This window comes from Streptomyces sp. NPDC001220, from assembly GCF_053597895.1.
In genome coordinates this window covers 298,427-316,759 of sequence record NZ_JBSFJE010000010.1, presented here as the reverse complement: position 1 = coordinate 316,759, position 18,333 = coordinate 298,427, and the positions used below count along the sequence as shown (strand labels likewise).

Sequence of the window (18,333 nt, the reverse complement as noted above, 5' to 3'; positions counted from 1 at the left end):
GTACGCATCTCCTCCGTTATGAGGGCCCCACGTATTCGCACAGGGGTCGGATCATCGTACTGTGCGCTGCCCGCCCGCTCGGTCCGCTCCCCCGTCCGCTCGGTCCAGTCAGTCCAGCACCGGCAGCAGCTCCGGCAGGTGCCCGTCGGACGCCTCCGCCGCCCGCCGGCGCTCCTCCGGCACCTCGCCGTACAGCGTCGTGCGCGGCTTCGCCGGACGGCCCGCCGCCTCGGCCACGGCGATCAGGTCCCGTACCGACTTGTACGAGCCGTACGACGAGCCCGCCATCCGCGAGATGGTCTCCTCCATCAGCGTGCCGCCCAGGTCGTTCGCGCCCGAGCGGAGCATCTCCGCCGCGCCCTCCGCGCCCAGTTTCACCCAGCTTGTCTGGATGTTCGGGATGTGAGGGTGGAGGAGGAGGCGGGCCATCGCCGTCACCGCGCGGTTGTCGCGCATGGTCGGGCCGGGCCGCGAGATGCCCGCCAGGTAGACGGGGGCGTTGGTGTGGATGAAGGGCAGCGTCACGAACTCCGTGAAGCCGCCGGTCCGCTGCTGGATGCCGGCCAGCGTGCGCAGATGGCCCAGCCAGTGGCGGGGCTGGTCGACATGGCCGTACATCATCGTGGACGAGGAGCGGATGCCCACCTCGTGGGCGGTCGTGACGACCTCGATCCAGGTGGCGGCGGGCAGCTTGCCCTTGGTCAGGACCCACCGCACCTCGTCGTCCAGGATCTCGGCGGCCGTCCCGGGGATGGTGTCCAGGCCCGCCTCCTTCGCCGCGGTCAGCCACTCCCGGATCGACATGCCGGTGCGCGTCGCGCCGTTCACCACCTCCATCGGCGAGAAGGCGTGCACGTGCATGCCGGGGACCCGCTCCTTCACCGCCTTCGCGATGTCGAAGTACGCCGTGCCGGGCAGGTCCGGGTGGATGCCGCCCTGCATGCAGACCTCGACCGCGCCGACGTCCCACGCCTGCTGGGCCCGGTCGGCGACCTGGTCCAGGGAGAGGGTGTAGGCGTCGGCGTCGGTGCGGCGCTGGGCGAAGGCGCAGAACCGGCAGCCGGTGTAGCAGACGTTGGTGAAGTTGATGTTGCGGGTGACGATGTAGGTGACGTCGTCGCCGACCGCCGACTTCCGGACGTCGTCGGCGATCCTGGTCAGCGCGTCCAGCGCCGGGCCGTCCGCGTGGAACAGGGCGAGGGCCTCGGCGTCCGTCAGCTTCGTGGGGTCGTCGGCCGCGGTCGCCAGGGCCTGGCGGACGTCCGTGTCGATGCGCTCGGGTGCCATGCCGGGGGCGGCCGCCTCGCGCAGGGCGCCCCAGTCGCCGTACACCTCGTCGAAGTCGTCACGGCGGTCGCCGGTACGGCCCTCGGTGTCGATGGCGGTGTGCAGATCGGTGCGGCCGGTCGCGACGAAGACCTCCTCCGGCTCCTGCCACGGGTGCCCCTCGACCACCGCGTCCGGGACCGCCAGGCCGGTCTCCGGGTCGGCCAGCGCGGCCACGTGCGGGCGCAGCCGCGGATCCAGCCAGGGCTCGCCGCGGCGGACGAACTCCGGGTACACGCAGAGACGTTCCCGCAGCTCGAACCCGGCGGCCGCCGACTTCGCCGCCAGCTCCTCGATCTGCGGCCAGGGGCGTTCCGGGTTGACGTGGTCGATGGTGAGCGGGGAGACCCCGCCCCAGTCGTCGATACCGGCCGCGATCAGGCGCTCGTACTCGCTGTCGACGAGGTTGGGCGGCGCCTGGATGTTACCGGCCGGACCCATGACGAGCCGGGCCACGGCGACCGCCGCGACCAGTTCGTCCAGCTCGGCGTCCGGCATGCCGCGCATCGCCGTGTCCGGCTTGGCGCGGAAGTTCTGGATGATCAGTTCCTGGACGCCGTGGTACGAGCGGGCGACGCGGCGCAGCGCGAAGAGGGACTCGGCCCGCTCCTCGTACGTCTCGCCGATGCCGATCAGGATCCCCGAGGTGAACGGCACCGAGGAACGGCCCGCGTCCTCCAGGACCCGCAGCCGGACGGCGGGTTCCTTGTCGGGGGAGCCGTGGTGCGGGCCGCCCGGCTCGGACCACAGGCGGGTCGCCGTCGTCTCCAGCATCATGCCCATGGACGGGGCGACCGGCTTCAGCCGCTGGAAGTCGGTCCAGGACAGCACGCCCGGGTTGAGGTGCGGCAGCAGGCCGGTCTCCTCCAGGATCCGGATGGAGATGGCCCGGACGTAGGCGATCGTGTCGTCGTAACCGTGCGCGTCGAGCCACTCGCGCGCCTCCGGCCAGCGGTCCTCGGGCTTGTCGCCGAGGGTGATCAGGGCTTCCTTGCAGCCGAGGGCCGCGCCCTTGCGGGCCACGTCGAGAACCTCGTCCGGGGACATGAACATCCCGTGCCCGGCCCGGCGGAGCTTGCCGGGGACGGTGACGAACGTGCAGTAGTGGCACTTGTCGCGGCACAGGCGGGTGAGGGGGATGAAGACGCTCTTCGAGTACGTGATGACGCCCGGGCGGCCCGCCTGTTCCAGACCGGCGTCGCGCACCCGGGCGGCCGACGCGGCGAGGTCGTCGAGTGCCGCGCCGCGCGCCTGGAGCAGCACGGCGGCCTCGGAGACGTCGAGGGCGACGCCGTCCCGGGCGCGTTTGAGGGCGCGACGCATGGAGTTCTCGGTGGGGCCGCCGGTTCCGGGAGTCGCGGAAGTCGTCATTCTCCGAGCATACGGAGGGCTCCGCCGGTTCAGCCGGGACGGGGGTTCCGGGGGTGGGCTGCGGTGCGGTGCCGGGTGCCGATGCGGTGCCGGGTGCCGGTGCGGTGCCGGGTGCCGGTGCGGTGCCGGGTGCCGGGTGCCGGTGCGGTGCAGGAGTGCCGGTGCGTTGTGGCTGGTCGCGCAGTTCCCCGCGCCCCTTAAAGAGGGGCGCTGCAGCGAGCGCCTCTTTAGGGGCGCGGGGAACTGCGCGAGCAACCCCCACCCACCCGCGGACGACTACAGATACTCCGCGTACGCGTCCAGCACCCCCAGCACTTCGGCCTCCCCGGCCGGCGGCAGCTGGAGCACGACCTCCTCGATACCCGACTCGGCGTAGTACGCCAGCTTCCCCGGCGTCGGCAGCACCGCGTACGGCACCACCTGAAGCGCCGCCGGGTCGCGCCCCGCGTCCGCCCACACGCCCCGCAGGACCGGTATCGACTCCGCCAGCCCGCGTCCCCCGATCGGCATCCACCCGTCGGCATACTCCGCGATGTGCGCGAACAGCTTCGGCCCCGCCGCCCCGCCGATCAGCGTGCGGGGACCGGCGACCGGGCCGCGCGGCTTCTGGACGGGCTTGGGATACGCGGACGACGCTCGCACGCTCCCGAACTCTCCTTCGTAGGCGGTCGGTTCGTCCGCCCACAGCGCCCGCATCAGAGCCATCCGGTCCCGGGACAGCTCCCGCCGCGTCCGCCAGGCCACGCGGTGGTCCGCGGCCTCCTCGACGTTCCAGCCGAAGCCGACGCCGAGCGTGAAGCGGCCGCCGGACAGGTGGTCGAGGGTGGCGATCTGCTTGGCGAGGTCGATCGGGTCGTGCTGGGCGACCAGGGTGATGCCGGTGCCGAGGCCGAGGCGCTCGGTGACGGCGGCGGCCTGGCCGAGGGCGACGAAGGGGTCGAGGGTACGGCCGTACTCGCGGGGCAGGTCGCCGCCGGCCGGGTACGGGGTGGTCCGTTCGACCGGGATGTGCGTGTGCTCGGGCAGGTACAGGCCGGCGAAACCGCGTGCCTCCAGCTCACGGGCGAGCCGGACGGGGGTGATGGTCTCGTCGGTGAGGAAGATCGTGACGGCTATCCGCATGGGCCATCTGTACCGGGGGTGGCGCGATATGTCCATACCGACTGGTCGGCATCACGCGCCCCACCTTTCACACAGCTATGCACATGACATAAGGATGCCTGTGGATTCCCTGTCCTTCCATGGGAGTTCACGTCAGGAGAGGAGAGTCACCGGCATGGGTGAGGACACGCACGGCATCGGCAGACGCGCACTGTTCGTGACGGGGGCGGCGGCAGCCCTTACGTTGGGAACCGTGAGCTTCGCAGCGGCGGACGGTCAGGGCCAGGGGACTCAGGAGACGAAGACGGTACGCGGCACGCTGCCGCCCGGCTGCCCGGACTTCGTGTACGTCCCGGTCGAGGTCCCCGCCGGCGTCCGCGAGATCAAGGTCGCCTACACCTACGACCGGCCGGCCGTCCCGGCCGGCACCACGGGCAACGCACTCGACATCGGCCTCTTCGACCAGCACGGCACCGAGCTGGGCGGCAAGGGCTTCCGGGGCTGGTCGGGCGGGGCGCGCACGGAGTTCTTCGTCCGCGCCGACGACGCGACCCCCGGCTACCTCCCCGGCCCGGTCCACGCCGGCACCTGGTACGTCGCCCTCGGCCCCTACACGGTGGCCCCGCAGGGCCTGGCCTACGAGCTGACGATCACGCTGACGTACGGCGAGCCCGGCACCCCCGTCCGCCCGGTGTACCCGCCCGAGCGGGCCAAGGGCCGGGGCCGGGACTGGTACCGGGGCGACTGCCACCTGCACTCCTGGTACTCCGACGGCCGCCGCACCCCGGCCGAGATCGCGGCGCTGGCCCGTGCCGCCGGCCTGGACTTCATCAACTCCTCGGACCACAACACGCATTCCTCGCACGCGCACTGGGCGGACCAGGCCGGCGACGACCTGCTGATCATGCTCGGCGAGGAGATCACCACCCGCAACGGCCACGTCGTCGCCCTCGGCACCGACCCCGGGACCTTCGTCGACTGGCGCTACCGGGCCCGCGACAACCGGTTCGGGAAGTTCGCGCACCAGATCCACAAGGCCGGCGGTCTGGTCGTCCCGGCGCATCCGCACGCCACCTGCGTGGGCTGCGCCTGGAAGTTCGGGTTCGGGGACGCGGACGCGGTCGAGGTGTGGAACGGCCCCTACACCCCCGACGACGAGGTGGCCCTGTCCGCCTGGGACGCCACGCTGGTCGCCTCGGTGCGCGACAACAAGGAGTGGCTGCCGGCGATGGGAAACAGCGACGCGCACCGCGACCCGGACCCCGTCGGCGTGCCCCAGACCGTCGTCCTCGCCGACGACCTGACCCGCGAGGCCGTCCAGGAGGGGCTGCGCGCGGGCCGCTCCTACGTCGCCGAGTCGAAGAACGTGAAGGTGAGCTTCACGGCGACGGGCGGGCGCGGCGAGCAGGCCGGGATCGGCGAGCGGCTGGAGGTGGCCGCCGACACCTCGGTGACCGTCCGCCTGGAGGCCTCCGGGGTGCCGCGCTGCACGGTCCGCTTCATCACCGACGAGGGCGTCCTGCTGACCAGCGACCCGCTCCCGGTGACCGGCTCGGGCGTGGTCGAGTGGCGGACGACCCCGCAGTACGCGGCGTACGTGCGCGCGGAGTTGCGCCACGAGACGGCGGCGGGCCCGGTACCCGGCGCCCTGGCGGCACTGACGAACCCGATCTTCCTGGGGCGCCGCTAGGCCGGTCCGCCGACGAGGGCCGGGGCGAGCCCCTCGTGTGCGGGTCGGGGACCATGGAGGCAACGGCAGCAACCATGAGGAGTCGCACGGATCATGCCCCGCCCCACCGACACCCGTTTCCGCGCCACCACCGCCTTCCAGCGGCACATCGCCAACCCGCTGACCCGGCTCCTCCCCTTCCAGACCCTCCTGGAGACCACCGGGCGCACCTCCGGGCTGCCCCGCCGTACGCCGCTGGGCGGCCGGCGGGTCGGCGGGGCCTTCTGGCTGGTGTCGGAGTTCGGCGAGCACTCCCAGTACGTCCGGAACATCAAGGCCGACCCGCGGGTGCGGGTCCGCATCGGGGGGAAGTGGCACGCGGGCACCGCCCACCTCATGCCCGACGACGACCCGGTGGCCCGCCTGCGCACGCTGCCCCGGGGCAACAGCGCCGCCGTACGGCTGCTCGGGACGAACCTGCTGACGGTGCGGGTGGACCTGGACGGCTGAGCGTCACCGGGGCCGGCCGCCGGGCCCGTGCTCCTGCCGCGCCGGCGGCTACCCCTGCCCCGCCCGCAGTCCCGGCACGGCTTCGAGCATGCTGTCGAAGCCCGACGGCGGGCGGCCCAGGAGTTCCGTCACGTCGTCGGTCGCCCGGTCGTAGCGGTTCTCCCCGTGCAGCCGGGCCATCGTGGCGATGTGGTCGAAGAGATGCGGTGTCAGGCCCAGCGGCTTGAGGTCGTGCTCGACCCATTCGTCGTACGGCACGTCGACGTACGTCACGGTGCGTCCCAGCGCCTCGGAGACCTCGGCGGCGATCGCGGTCATGTCCCGGGAGGCCGCGCCGGTCAGTTCGTAGACGCGGCCGGTCTGCGGCGCGGGGTCGAGCAGCAGTCGGGCGACCACCGCGGCCACGTCGCCGGCGGCCACCGGCGAGGTGCGGGCGGCGCCGAAGGGGAGACGGATGGTGTCGTCACGGCGGACGGAGGCCACGGCGAGCATGCCGAAGAGCGGGTTCTCCATGAACACCGTCGGCCGGACGTGGACGACCGGCAGCCCGGACCAGTTGAGGACGTGTTCGCAGAGCCAGTGCAGCCGCTGCTGGTGCGACTCCGCGCTGCTGGTGAGGCTCATCTGGGAGACGGTCATCTGTGACATGTGCACCAGCAGTTCGAGGTGGCCGCCCGCAAGGGCCGCCGCCGCCACGGTCGCCGTGGCCTCCAGGTAGTCGGGCGACGGGCTCATCCCGAAGTAGGCCCTGCGGCATCCCTCCAGGGCAGCCACCACGTCCGCCCCCCGCGTGAGGTCACCGACGACCACCTCGACGCCGTCGAGGGCCCGCAGCGCGGTGGCACGGTCGTCGTCGTGGTGGACGAGGGCCCGGACCGGCAACCCGTGCCGGCGCAGCTGCGTGAGGACCCTCCCGCCCACACCCCCGACGCCGCCGGCGGCACCGGTGACCAGGATCGGATCAGTACTCGGCAAGACGTCCTCCCGCAGTCGGCAACCCGCCCCGCCTTTCTACGGCACGCCGACCGCCTCCCGGCACACCCCGCCGCGCGGACCACACGGCAGGAGTAGCGGCCGTCGCCGACCGGTCCCCTCATCCCGGCCAGACGATCGCCTGCACCTCGCTGTAGGCGTGCAGGGCGTACGAGCCGACGTCCCGGCCCACCCCGCTCTTCTTGAACCCGCCGAACGGGGCCTCCATGTTCCGCCCGACGGTGTTGATCCCGACGCCCCCCGCCCTCAGCCGCCGCGCCACCCGGAAGGCGCGGGCCACGTCCCCCGACCAGACGTAGTCGATGAGGCCGTAGTCGGAGTCGTTGGCCAGGGCGATGCCCTCTTCCTCCTCGTCGAAGGGGATGACGGCGACGACCGGGCCGAAGATCTCCTCGCGGGCGGCCCGCATGTCGTTTCGGCAGTCGGCGAGCACCGCGGGCCTGACGTAGAACCCCCTTTCCAGGGGAGGCCGTTCGCCGCCCGTCACCACCGTCGCCCCCTCCTTCCCGGCGAGTTCGACATACGACTCGACCCGCGCCCGGTGTTCGGCCGTGATCAGCGGTCCGACCACCGTGTCCGGCGCCGCCGGGTCACCCACCGTCAACCGGTCGGCGTAGGCGGCGAGTTGCTCCACCAGCCGGTCGTACAGCGGCCGCTGCACCAGCACCCGGGTGGGTGCCGTGCAGATCTGTCCGCTGTAGAAGGAGAAGGTGGTGCCGATGCCCGCCACCGCCGAGCCGACGTCCGCGTCGGCGAAGACGACCGCCGCGCCCTTCCCGCCCAGCTCCATCAGCTGCCGTTTCATGTCCCGCCCGCACACCTCGGCGATGCGCTGCCCGACGGCCGTGGACCCGGTGAAGCTCACCATGTCGACGTCGGGCGAGGCCACGGCCGTCTCGCCGACGCCGGCCGCCCGGCCGGAGACGACGTTCACCACGCCCGGCGGGGCGCCGGCCGCCTCCAGTGCTTCCGCCATGCGGTAGACGGAGAGCGGGTCCTGCGGGGCCGGCTTCACCACCACCGTGTTGCCCATGGCCAGCGCGGGCGCGACCTTGCCCGCCGGATTCGCCCAGGGGTTGTTGTACGACGTGATGCAGCTGACCACGCCCACCGGCTGGCGCACGGCCAGCGCACCCGTCACCCCGGCCTTCCCCATCGGGCCGGCCTCGTTGATCTGCGGTGGGATCGCCCACTCGGCGGGCTCCACGGTGGCGTACCGCCGGAACCGGGCCGCCGCCACCCCCACCTGCATCGCCCGGGCGGTCCCGGTGGTCGCGCCGGTCTCCGCCCGGGCCAGGTCGGCGTGCTCCTTCAGCCGGGCGCGGATGATGTCGGCGGCCCGGCCGAGGACCGCGGCCCGTTCCGCCGCCGGTGTCCGTGACCAGCCGTCGAAGGCCTCCCGGGCGGCCGTGCAGGCGGCCAGGACCTGCTCCCCGGAGGCCTCGGGAGCCCAGCCGACGGTGCCCTCGGTCGCCGGGTCGACGACCGCGTAGTGCCCGCCGTCGGGGTCCACCCAGCGTCCCCCGACGAACAGCCGCTGCCCGTCCGCCGCATCTCTCACCGGGTGCTCACCGTCCTGGTGTCCCGTCCGGACCGCAGCACCTTCCCGGGTACCGTCCCGCTGACCACGTCGTCGCGGATGGCCTCGACGCCGTTCACCCAGACCGCCCGTATCCCGATCGCCTTCGAGTCCAGGCGGGGGCTGTCTCCCGGCAGGTCGTGCACCAGGGTGGCCGGTCCGGCGGCGATCCGCTCCGGGTCGAAAAGCACGAGGTCCGCATGCCAGCCCTCCGCGATCCGGCCCCGCTCCCGCAGCCCGAAGAGCCGGGCGGGATCGTCGGTCAGCATCTTCACCGCCTGTTCCAGGCCGAGCAGCCGTCGGCCGCGCAGACAGTCGCCGAGGAACCGCGTCGTGTACGGCGCCCCGCACATCCGGTCCAGATGCGCCCCCGCGTCGGACCCGCCGAGCAGCACGTCCTCGTGCTGCCAGGTCTCGGCGCGCAGCGCCCAGGAGGCGGGGTCGTTGTCGGTGGGCATGGGCCACAGGACCGTACGCAGGCCGTCGGCCGCGCAGATCTCGACCAGGCAGTGGAAGGGGTCCAGCCCGCGCTCCGCCGCGATGTCCTCGACCACCCGGCCGGACAGCCCGGCGTTGGCCGCGCTGTAGGTGTCGCCGATGACGTACCGCCCGAAGTTCGCGAGCCGCCGGAAGACTCCGGCCTCCTTCGAGTGGGCGCGCTCCAGCATCTCGGCGCGTACGTCCGGGTCCCGGAGCTTCTCGATCCGCTCCGGGACCGGCAGCCCGAGGACCGGCCCCCAGCCGGGGATCAGGTTCAGCGCGCAGAAGGTGCCGAGCGACATGTTCATCGGGGTGAGGATGGGCATGGTCAGCGCCACGACCCGGCCGCCCGCCTTCCGGGCCCGCTCGCTCGCCTGGAGCTGCCGGGGCACCCGCTCGGGCACGGCGGCGTCGACGGTCAGCACGTTCCAGTTCAGGGGCCGCCCGGCCACCGCGCTCATCTCGGCGAACAGCTCGATCTCGGCGTCGCTGAACTGGTCGAGGCAGCCGGCGACGATCGCCTCGATCTGCGTCCCCTCGTGCTCCCCGACGGCCCGCGAGAGGGCCAGCAGCTCCTCCGGGCGGGCGTGCCGGGAGGCGACCGGCTGTCCGTCGCCGTCCGAGTGGGTGGCGGACTGGGTGGTGGAGAAGCCCCAGGCCCCGGCGTCCATGGCCTCGTGCAGCAGCCGGACGATCTCGGCCAGTTGCTCATCGCTGGGCTGCCCGCCGACCGCGTCCGGACCCATCACGTACCGGCGCAGGGCACAGTGCCCGACCATGAACCCGGCGTTGACGGCGATCCGCCCGTCCAGCGCGTCCAGGTACTCCCCGAAGCCACGCCAGCTCCAGGGCGCCCCCTCCTCCAGCGCGACCAGCGACATCCCCTCGACCTTGGACATCATCCGGCGCGTGTAGTCGGCGTCCTCCGGTTTCAGGGGCGCGAGGGTGAAGCCGCAGTTCCCGGCGGCGACCGTGGTGACCCCGTGGTTGAGGGAGGGCGTCGCGTACGGGTCCCAGAAGAGCTGCGCGTCGTAGTGGGTGTGGGGGTCGACGAACCCGGGCGCGAGCACGAGCCCGGCGGCGTCCTCGGTGGTACGGGACTCCTCGGTGACGGTTCCGACGACGGCGATACGGCCGTCGCGTATGCCGACGTCGGCGGTGTGGGCGGGCGCGCCGGTTCCGTCGACAACGGACGCGCCCTTGATGAGGTGATCAAGCATGGGGCTCCCTTTTCAACTGAGGGGACTCGTCCCACCTGAAGGGGCGCGGGGCTGTATCGATTTGCGGCTCCGCCGCGTGAGCGCGACCAGCCACAACGCACCCGCACCCCGCGACGGCGATTACGCGGCACCCCGGAATCGGGTCGTCCGGTGCACCGGATCCGTGTCGACCTTCGGAATGACGTGCTCCCCGATCAGCCGGATCGTCTGCAGCGTCTCCTCCTTCGGCACCCCCACCGGCAGCCCGAAGCTCAGCTGGTCCGCCCCCGCCTGCTCCCACCGCTTGCACTGCCGCAGCACCTCGTCCGGGTCCCCGCAGATCAGCAGCTCCTCCTCGACGAGCAGCTCCACGAACTCCGGTGTGTACTCGGGCAGCGTCTCCGGCCACACCGGGAAGCCCTCGGGCCGCGGGAACGTGTCGTGGTAGCGGAACACCAGCGACGGAAGGTAGTGCAGGCCGCCGGCCGCGGCGATCCGGATCGCCTCGTCGTGCGTCGGCGCGCAGATCGCCGTCGTCGTCACCATCACGTTGTCGTTGACGAAGTCCCCGACCGGCTCCGCGTTCACGATCGCCGTCTTGTACTGCTCAAGCACCCACTCCATGTCGGAGACCTTCTGGATGCTGAAGCCGAGGACCCCGAGCCCCTTCTTCGCCGCCATGGCGTACGACGGCGGTGATCCGGCCGCGTACCACATCGCCGGGTGGGACTTCCCGTACGGCTTCGGCAGGACCTTGCGCGGCGGCAGCTGCCAGTGCTTGCCCTGGAAGCCGGCGTACTCGTCCTGGAGCCACATCTTGGGGAACTCGGCGATGGTCTCTTCCCAGATCTCCTTGGTGTAGTTCATGTCGGTGATGCCCGGCAGGAACCCGAGGATCTCGTGCGACCCGGCTCCTCGCCCGCTGCCGAACTCGAACCGGTTGCCGGTGAGGTGGTCGAGCATGGCGACCTTCTCGGCCACCTTCACGGGGTGGTTGACCTGGGCGAGCGGGTTGAAGATCCCGGAGCCGAGATGGATGCGGTCCGTCGCATGCGCCAGGTAGCCCAGGAAGACGTCGTTCGCCGACAGGTGCGAGTACTCGTCGAGGAAGTGGTGCTCGGAGGCCCAGGCGTACTTGAAGCCGGACTTGTCCGCCTGGATGACGTACTCGGTCTCCTCCATCAGTGCCTTGTGCTCGGCCAGCGGGTCGGTCTCGGCTCGCTTGCCCACGTATCCCTGTACAAAGAGCCCGAATTCCAAGGCGGTTCACCGTCCCAATTTCCTGACGCTCCGTCAGATACCGTTCGTTGGCCGACTGTCGCACCGGCCGCTGCCACCGTCAATAGTTGATGGTCCGTCAGATTACCGAGACCCCGGCCAGCCAGCCCCCGTCGATCACGAACGGCTGCCCGGTGATGTACGAGGAGTCGTCCGAGGTCAGGAAGAGCGCCAGTCTGGCCACCTCCTCCGCCCGCCCGATCCGGCCCAGCGGCACCAGCTTGCGGTACAGCTCGTCCAGGGCCCGGCTCATCTCCTCCGGGTCGGCGGCGGGGTCGAGCCGCGCCGGGTTGGACATCGCGGTGTCGATGGCGCCGGGGCAGATCGCGTTGACCCGTATCCGCCGGCCGGCCAGTTCCAGCGCGGCGACCCGGGTGAGCCCGAGCACCGCGTGCTTGGTCGCGGCGTACGTCCCCACCGCGGCCATCCCCGTCAGTGCCGTGTAGGACGCCGTGTTGACGATGGTCCCGCCGTCGGCCAGTTCCGGCGCCACCGTCTTCATGCCCAGGAAGCAGCCGACCTGGTTGACCTGTACGACCTGCATGAACTCGTCGAGGGGCGTGTCCACGAGCGCGTTGAACCGCAGGATGCCCGCGTTGTTCACCAGCCCGTCGAGCCGGCCGTACGCCTGCTTCGTGGCGGTGACGGCGGCCTGCCACTCCTCCTCCACGCCCACGTCCAGGTGGACGTAGCGCGCCCCGATCTCCTTGGCGAGCGCCTCGCCCAGGTCGTCCAGCACATCCGCCACGACCACGTTCGCGCCCTCTTCGACGAAGAGCCGCGCCTCCTGCTCGCCCTGTCCGCGCGCCGCCCCGGTGACGATGACGACCCGCCCGTCCAGCTTGCCCATGGCCACCCGCTCCTCAGCTCAGCCGGGGCGCGACGTCGGCCCCGAACGCACGTATCTGGTCGATGAGTTCGGCCCGGTTCCGGCTGCGGAACCGCACCTGGACCTGGTGCACGCCCATCTCGCCGTAGGCCCGCAGCGACTCGGCGAGGGCCTCCGGGGTGCCGGTGAGGGTGCGGCGGCCCACCTCCCAGCTCGGGGTGCCGATGTACAGCGGCTCGGCGATCGCGCCGATGACCAGCGGCTCCACCACCCCTGCCTCCTCGCGCAGCCGCCGCAGCCGGGCGATCTGGGCGGGCAGCCGGTCCCTCGGGTCGCCCTGCGGCAGCCAGCCGTCCCCCTTGAGCGCGGCCCGTCGTACGGCGGCCGGCGACGAGCCGCCGACCCATACCGGTACCCGGCGCTGCGCGGGCCGGGGCCGCTGCCCGAGCCCCTCGAAGTCGTAGAACTTCCCGTGGTGGGAGGGGAACTCGTCCGGGCCGAGGGCGGCCCGCAGCGCGTCGACCGCCTCGTCGAGGACCGCGCCCCGCTGCCCGAAGTCCACCCCCAGCACCTCGAACTCCTCCCGCACGTGGCCCGCCCCGACCCCGAGGATCAGCCGGCCGCCGGAGAGGTGGTCGAGGGTCGCGTACTGCTTGGCGGAGAGCAGGGGGTGCCGCAGCCCGACGACGGCGACATGGCTGAGCAGCCGTACCCGCTCGGTGACGGCGGCCAGGTGGGCGAGGGTGGCGACCGGGTCGTACCAGACCGTGCTCATGGCGGCGGCGAGCCGGCGCGGAATCGCCACGTGGTCACAGACGGCGAGGTAGGCGAAGCCGGCCCGGTCCACCGCGCGGGCGATCTCGACCAGGTCCGCGACGCCCGCGCCCGCCTCCCACTCCTCGGCGTAGATCGTGGACTGGGACTGGACGGGGAGCTGGATGCCGAAGTCGGTCACCTCGTACCGCCCCACAGGCCCTCCGGGGTGAGGCCCAGCAGGTCGATCGCGTTGCCGCGGACGATGCGTTCGATCACGTCCGGGGCGAGGTGGCCCATCTGGGCCTCGCCGACCTCGCGGGACTTCGGCCAGGTGGAGTCGGAGTGCGGGTAGTCGGTCTCGTAGAGGACGTTGCCGAGGCCGATCGCGTCGAGGTTCTGCAGGCCGAAGGCGTCGTCGAAGAAGCAGCCGTGGACGTGCTCGGCGAAGAGCTCGGAGGGCGGGCGGGTGACCTTGTCGGCGACGCCGCCCCAGGCGCGGTTCTCCTCCCAGACGACGTCGGCGCGTTCCAGGATGTAGGGGATCCAGCCGATCTGGCCCTCCGCGTACATCACCTTCAGGTTCGGGAAGCGCTCGAACTTGCCGCTCATCAGCCAGTCGACCATCGAGAAGCAGCAGTTGGCGAAGGTGATCGTGGACCCGACGGCCGGCGGGGCGTCGGCGGAGGTGGAGGGCATCCTGCTGCTGGAGCCGATGTGCATGGCGACGACCGTGCCGGTCTCGTCGCAGGCGGCGAGGAAGGGGTCCCAGTCGTCGGTGTGCACGGAGGGCAGCCCGAGGTGCGGGGGGATCTCGGAGAAGGCGACGGCGCGGACGCCCCGGGCGGCGTTGCGGCGGACCTCCGCGGCCGCCAGTCCGGCGTCCCACAGGGGAATGAGGGTCAGGGGTATCAGCCGGCCCTGCGCCAGCGGGCCGCACCACTCCTCCACCATCCAGTCGTTGTAGGCCTGGACGCAGAGCAGGGCCAGTTCGCGGTCCTTGGCCTCGGTGAAGGTCTGCCCGCAGAACCGGGGGAAGGTCGGGAAGCAGAGGGCGGACTGGACGTGGTTGACGTCCATGTCGGCGAGCCGCTGCGGGACGTCGTACGAACCCGCCCGCATCTGCTCGTACGTGATCACCTCCAGCTTGATCTCGTCCCGGCCGTAGCCGACCGCGGTGTCGAGGCGGGTGAGGGGGCGGTGCAGGTCCTCGTAGATCCACCAGTCGCCCGTGGGACCGTCCTCCCCGGGCCTGCCCATCACGGGCTTGAACCGGCCGCCGAGGAAGCTCATCTCCTTCAGCGGGGCGCGGACTGTCCGCGGCCCGGTGTCCAGGTACTTCTTCGGGAGGCGGGACTGCCAGACGTCCGGCGGCTCCACGGTGTGGTCGTCGACGGAGATGATCAGCGGAAAGGTGCCGTCCTGGGTGTCCATGGCGCTCACGGTAGCGCCGATCTGACGAACCGTCAGCTATCGCGATGACGGTTCGTCAGGCGGACGCGGCAGCGCGCCCGGCCGACCGGGGGCGGCCTCCGGGCCGCGGGTTCCGCACCGCGCGGAGCTACCGGCGGAATCGTTTCGCCGCGAACTTGTCCTGCTCGCGGGGCCACTTCGATGTGAAGGGTGTGTGGACCACCGTGTTCCGGCCTGTGATCGGGGTCTCGCCAGGCTGACGCGGCTCCCGTGAACAAGGCAGACTGACGGGGTGAATCGGGATGTCTAGGGGGACGGACATGGACGGTGGACCGCGGGTACCGGAGCAGCGGCGCCCCTCCTCCTCGGCGGAGGCGGCGCTGCGCTTCAGTGTGCTCGGTCCGGTGCGCGCCTGGCGCGAGGGGCAGCCGCTCAACACCGGCTCCCCCCAGCAACGCGCGCTGCTCGCCGCCCTGCTGCTGCGCGAGGGCCGCACGGCGACCGCGGCCGAGCTGATCGACGCGCTGTGGGGCCCCGAGCCGCCTTCGCAGGCGCTGGCGGCGGTGCGGACGTACGCGTCCCGGCTGCGGAAGATCCTGGACCCGGGCGTCCTGGTCAGCGAGTCGGGCGGCTACGCGGTGCGCGGCCTCGGTGACGGCGCCCTGGACCTGGCGGTGGTGCAGGACCTGGCGGCGGAGGCGGAGAAGGCGCGGGGCGCCGGCGATCTGGGCCATGCCCGGGACCAGCTGAACCGGGCCCTGTCCCGGTGGGACGGCGAGGCGCTGGCCGGCGTCCCCGGCCCGTACGCCGACGCGCACCGGGTCCGCCTGGACGAGTGGCGGCTGCAGCTCCTCGAGTCCCGCCTGGACATGGACCTGGAGCAGGGCTGCCACGCGGAGGCGGTGTCGGAGCTGACGGCACTGACCGCGGCGCATCCGCTGCGCGAGCGGCTGCGCGAGCTGCTGATGCTGGCCCTGTACCGCAGCGGCCGGCAGGCCGAGGCGCTCGCCGTGTACGCCGACACCCGCCGCCTGCTGGCCGAGGAACTGGGCGTCGACCCGCGCCCGGGCCTGCGCGACCTGCAGCAGCGCATCCTCCAGGCCGACCCGGCCCTCGCGGAACCGTCGGCCCCGGCTTCGGAGCCCCCCGCCGGCCCTGTCCGCCCCGCCCAGCTCCCGGCCACCGTGCCGGACTTCACGGGCCGTGCCGCGTTCGTCACCGAACTGAGCGAGGTGCTGGCATCGGCCGACGGCCGGGTCATGGCCGTGTCGGCGCTGGCGGGCATCGGAGGCGTGGGCAAGACCACCCTGGCCGTGCACGTGGCCCACCATGCCCGATCGGCGTTCCCGGACGGCCAGCTCTACGTCGACCTGCAGGGCGCGGGTCCGCGGGCGGCCGAGCCGGAGACGGTCCTGGGATCCTTCCTCCGCGCCCTGGGCACACCGGACTCCGCCATCCCCGACTCGCTGGAGGACCGTGCGGCGCTGTACCGCTCGGTCCTGGACGGCCGCCGGGTCCTCGTCCTGCTGGACAACGCGAAGGACGCGGCACAGGTACGTCCGCTGCTGCCGGGCATGGAGGGCTGTGCGGCACTGGTGACGGCCCGGGTGCGGATGGTCGACCTGGCCGGGGCGCATCTGGTGGACCTGGACGTGATGTCCCCCGACGAGGCGCTCCAGCTCTTCACGAGGATCGTGGGCGCGGAGCGGGTGGCCGCCGAGCGCGAGGCGGCGCTGGACGTGGTCGCGGCGTGCGGCTTCCTCCCGCTCGCGATCCGCATCGCGGCGTCCCGTCTCGCGGCCCGCCGCACCTGGACGGTCTCGGTGCTGGCGGCGAAGCTCGCCGACGAACGCCGCCGCCTGGACGAACTCCAGGCCGGCGACCTGGCGGTGAAGGCGACCTTCGAACTCGGCTACGGCCAGCTGGAACCGGCCCAGGCCCGGGCCTTCCGCCTGCTGGGCCTGGCCGACGGCCCGGACATCTCGCTGGCGGCGGCCGCGGCGGTGCTGGACCTTCCGGCGGAGGACACCGAGGACCTCCTGGAGGCGCTGGTCGACACGTCCCTCCTGGAATCGGCGGCCCCCGGCCGCTACCGCTTCCACGACCTGGTCCGCCTCTACGCACGCGCCTGCGCGGAACGCGACGAACAGCCCCCCGGCGAACGAGCCGCGGCGATGTCCCGCCTCCTGGACTTCTACCTGGCCACGGCGGCGGGGGTGTACGCGATCGAGCGGCCCGGGGAACGCGTCCTGGACCACCTGATCCGAAGCACCTACCCGGGCCTCTCCTTCACCGACCGGGACAAGGCGTTGGACTGGCTGTTCACCGAGGCCAGCGGCCTGCTGGCGGCCGTACAGCAGGCCGGTACGGCGGACAGGCTGCGCCGGGCGGCCGACCTCCTCGTCGCGGCCGTCGATCTCGGGGAGTCCGGGATCGGCGCCCGCCAGTACGTCCAGGCGGCCGGCGCTTTGATCTCGGCCGCCCAGCGCCACGGCGACGCCTACGCCGAGGGCCGCGCCCGCCTCATGCACAGTCATCTCCTCGGCGTCTCCGGCTCGTTCACGGAGTCGGACCGGGAGGCGGGCGAGGCACTCCGGCTCGGACTCGCCGCCGGGGATCCCGTCGTGTGTGCCCAGGCACCCAACCAGCAGGGCATCATCGCCCTCTACAACGGGCGGCACGACGCGGCCGAGCAGCACCTCACACAGGCCCTGGCCGCCTTCCGGGCCGACCGGAACACGCCGGGTGAGGCCAGCGCCCTGTGCAATCTGTCGCGGGTCCACCTGGCGACCGGCCGTACCGAGAGCGCGGTCTCCCTGGCCCGTCAGGGGGTCACCATCTACGCACGCGACGACACCGGCATGGCCCTGCGCCTGGCCAACGGCAAGTACGCGCTGGGACTCGCGCTGACCAGTGCGGGAGAGCCGCGGCTGGCCCTGGAGACCCTCACCGACGCCCTGAGCATGTTCCAGGACGCGCGACAGCAACTGTGGCACGGCATGACGCTGTTCCGGATCGCCGAACTCCACCTGGCCGACGACAGCCCCGCGCAGGCCGCTGCCTGCGCGGAACAGGCGCTGGCCGTACTGCACGGCATCGGCGGGGAGTGGCGTCGCGCCAACATCCTCACGGCTCTGGGCCGCGGCCTGCACGGCATCGGCCAGACCGACCGCGCGAAGGTCTGCTGGCAGGAGGCGCTGTCGGTCTTCGAGGCGTCGGGGTCACCGGAGGCGGCGGACGTACGGGGACTGCTGGCATCCACCCCCGTGGGCTAGGGCCGCCCGGAACCCGTACGCCCCGCAGCCGCGTTCATCGTTCGTTTATCGCGGCCCGGCACTCTCAGTGGTGCCGGACCGTCGTGTCGGGGGGCAGACGGCTCGGTGCGATGGCCGCACCACTAAGGTGAACGGCCGTGCGATGCCCGCCCGGTGACACTCGGGGGAGTGACCGGGCGGGCATCTCCCATCTCGAACCATCCTGTTCTCTAGGAGTCACCCATGGCCGACAACACCGGGACCGTCAAGCCCGACGACTTCCACGCCACGAGCGAGCCGGCCGACGCGGCCGCCGCCCTCATCGTCGACCCGAAGCCGGACTTCGACCCGGCGGCCGTTCCGGCCGCCGCCACGAAGCCGGCCACGGACACCGCGACCGCCCCGGCCACCGCCAAGGGCGACATCGCCAGCAAGGACTTCCACGCCACGTCGGAGCCCCTGAACTCGCCCGACGACTTCCACGCGACGGACGAGAAGGCCTGACAGACCACACCCGGACGGGGACGGCCGCGGCGGTGCGGAGGGGAAGCCGCCGCGGCCGAGGTGTGTCCCGGGGC

General features: G+C 72.4%; 13 protein-coding genes. 4 read left to right on the top strand and 9 right to left on the bottom strand.

Going from position 1 to position 18,333, the window contains the following annotated elements; genetic code table 11:
• Window positions 1–108 precede the first annotated feature (108 nt).
• Window positions 109–2,697: a bifunctional FO biosynthesis protein CofGH gene (locus ACWDGI_RS25120; protein WP_450762510.1), complete on the bottom strand. Its 2,589-nt coding sequence runs from the start codon at window positions 2,695–2,697 to the stop codon at window positions 109–111.
• Window positions 2,698–2,973: 276 nt separating this feature from the next.
• On the bottom strand, window positions 2,974–3,819 hold the full coding sequence (locus ACWDGI_RS25115) for an LLM class F420-dependent oxidoreductase (RefSeq protein ID WP_450762508.1): 846 nt from the start codon (window positions 3,817–3,819) through the stop codon (window positions 2,974–2,976).
• Window positions 3,820–3,973: 154 nt separating this feature from the next.
• Between ACWDGI_RS25115 and ACWDGI_RS25110 the strand changes: the two genes are divergently transcribed.
• Window positions 3,974–5,488 carry a CehA/McbA family metallohydrolase gene (locus ACWDGI_RS25110; RefSeq protein ID WP_450762506.1) on the top strand — a complete coding sequence of 505 codons (1,515 nt, stop codon included), beginning with the start codon at window positions 3,974–3,976 and terminating at the stop codon, window positions 5,486–5,488.
• A gap of 93 nt (window positions 5,489–5,581) precedes the next feature.
• The gene (locus ACWDGI_RS25105) at window positions 5,582–5,977 is read left to right on the top strand and encodes a nitroreductase family deazaflavin-dependent oxidoreductase (RefSeq protein WP_450762504.1); all 396 of its coding nucleotides are present in this window, start codon (window positions 5,582–5,584) and stop codon (window positions 5,975–5,977) included.
• Between the two features lie 48 nt (window positions 5,978–6,025).
• Here ACWDGI_RS25105 and ACWDGI_RS25100 read toward each other — a convergent pair whose 3' ends face one another.
• The 7 genes from ACWDGI_RS25100 to ACWDGI_RS25070 form a co-directional block, all read right to left on the bottom strand.
• Window positions 6,026–6,952: an NmrA family NAD(P)-binding protein gene (locus ACWDGI_RS25100; RefSeq protein WP_450762502.1), complete on the bottom strand. Its 927-nt coding sequence runs from the start codon at window positions 6,950–6,952 to the stop codon at window positions 6,026–6,028.
• Window positions 6,953–7,070: 118 nt separating this feature from the next.
• Window positions 7,071–8,531 carry an aldehyde dehydrogenase family protein gene (locus tag ACWDGI_RS25095; protein WP_450762500.1) on the bottom strand — a complete coding sequence of 487 codons (1,461 nt, stop codon included), beginning with the start codon at window positions 8,529–8,531 and terminating at the stop codon, window positions 7,071–7,073.
• Window positions 8,528–10,249: an N-acyl-D-amino-acid deacylase family protein gene (locus ACWDGI_RS25090; RefSeq protein ID WP_450762498.1), complete on the bottom strand. Its 1,722-nt coding sequence runs from the start codon at window positions 10,247–10,249 to the stop codon at window positions 8,528–8,530. Before ACWDGI_RS25090 ends, ACWDGI_RS25095 begins: the two co-directional genes overlap by 4 nt.
• Before the next feature lie 120 nt (window positions 10,250–10,369).
• Entirely contained in the window at window positions 10,370–11,488 is a 1,119-nt protein-coding gene (locus ACWDGI_RS25085) for an LLM class flavin-dependent oxidoreductase (RefSeq protein WP_450762496.1), read from the bottom strand.
• 97 nt (window positions 11,489–11,585) lie between these two features.
• On the bottom strand, window positions 11,586–12,356 hold the full coding sequence (locus tag ACWDGI_RS25080; RefSeq protein ID WP_450762494.1) for an SDR family NAD(P)-dependent oxidoreductase: 771 nt from the start codon (window positions 12,354–12,356) through the stop codon (window positions 11,586–11,588).
• Between the two features lie 13 nt (window positions 12,357–12,369).
• Window positions 12,370–13,305: an LLM class F420-dependent oxidoreductase gene (locus ACWDGI_RS25075; RefSeq protein WP_450762492.1), complete on the bottom strand. Its 936-nt coding sequence runs from the start codon at window positions 13,303–13,305 to the stop codon at window positions 12,370–12,372.
• Window positions 13,287–14,522, bottom strand: a complete 1,236-nt coding sequence (locus ACWDGI_RS25070; RefSeq protein WP_450762490.1) for an amidohydrolase family protein — start codon at window positions 14,520–14,522, stop codon at window positions 13,287–13,289. The genes ACWDGI_RS25075 and ACWDGI_RS25070 overlap by 19 nt, the downstream gene beginning before the upstream one ends.
• Before the next feature lie 299 nt (window positions 14,523–14,821).
• On the opposite strand from ACWDGI_RS25070, the gene ACWDGI_RS25065 reads away from it, so the two are divergent.
• Window positions 14,822–17,776: a BTAD domain-containing putative transcriptional regulator gene (locus ACWDGI_RS25065; RefSeq protein WP_450762488.1), complete on the top strand. Its 2,955-nt coding sequence runs from the start codon at window positions 14,822–14,824 to the stop codon at window positions 17,774–17,776.
• Between the two features lie 222 nt (window positions 17,777–17,998).
• Complete coding sequence (locus ACWDGI_RS25060; RefSeq protein ID WP_450762486.1) at window positions 17,999–18,259, top strand: hypothetical protein; 261 nt, start codon at window positions 17,999–18,001, stop codon at window positions 18,257–18,259.
• The last annotated feature ends 74 nt before the right edge of the window (window positions 18,260–18,333 follow it).

Excerpts from the sequence above, each read along its gene's own strand:
- ACWDGI_RS25080 (WP_450762494.1), bottom strand. The coding sequence starts at position 12,356 with ATGGGCAAGCTGGACGGGCGGGTCGTCATCGTCACCGGGGCGGCGCGC.
- ACWDGI_RS25060 (WP_450762486.1), top strand. The coding sequence starts at position 17,999 with ATGGCCGACAACACCGGGACCGTCAAGCCCGACGACTTCCACGCCACG.
- ACWDGI_RS25110 (WP_450762506.1), top strand. The coding sequence starts at position 3,974 with ATGGGTGAGGACACGCACGGCATCGGCAGACGCGCACTGTTCGTGACG.
- ACWDGI_RS25105 (WP_450762504.1), top strand. The coding sequence starts at position 5,582 with ATGCCCCGCCCCACCGACACCCGTTTCCGCGCCACCACCGCCTTCCAG.
- ACWDGI_RS25070 (WP_450762490.1), bottom strand. The coding sequence starts at position 14,522 with ATGGACACCCAGGACGGCACCTTTCCGCTGATCATCTCCGTCGACGAC.
- ACWDGI_RS25090 (WP_450762498.1), bottom strand. The coding sequence starts at position 10,249 with ATGCTTGATCACCTCATCAAGGGCGCGTCCGTTGTCGACGGAACCGGC.
- ACWDGI_RS25115 (WP_450762508.1), bottom strand. The coding sequence starts at position 3,819 with ATGCGGATAGCCGTCACGATCTTCCTCACCGACGAGACCATCACCCCC.
- ACWDGI_RS25120 (WP_450762510.1), bottom strand. The coding sequence starts at position 2,697 with ATGACGACTTCCGCGACTCCCGGAACCGGCGGCCCCACCGAGAACTCC.
- ACWDGI_RS25065 (WP_450762488.1), top strand. The coding sequence starts at position 14,822 with ATGGACGGTGGACCGCGGGTACCGGAGCAGCGGCGCCCCTCCTCCTCG.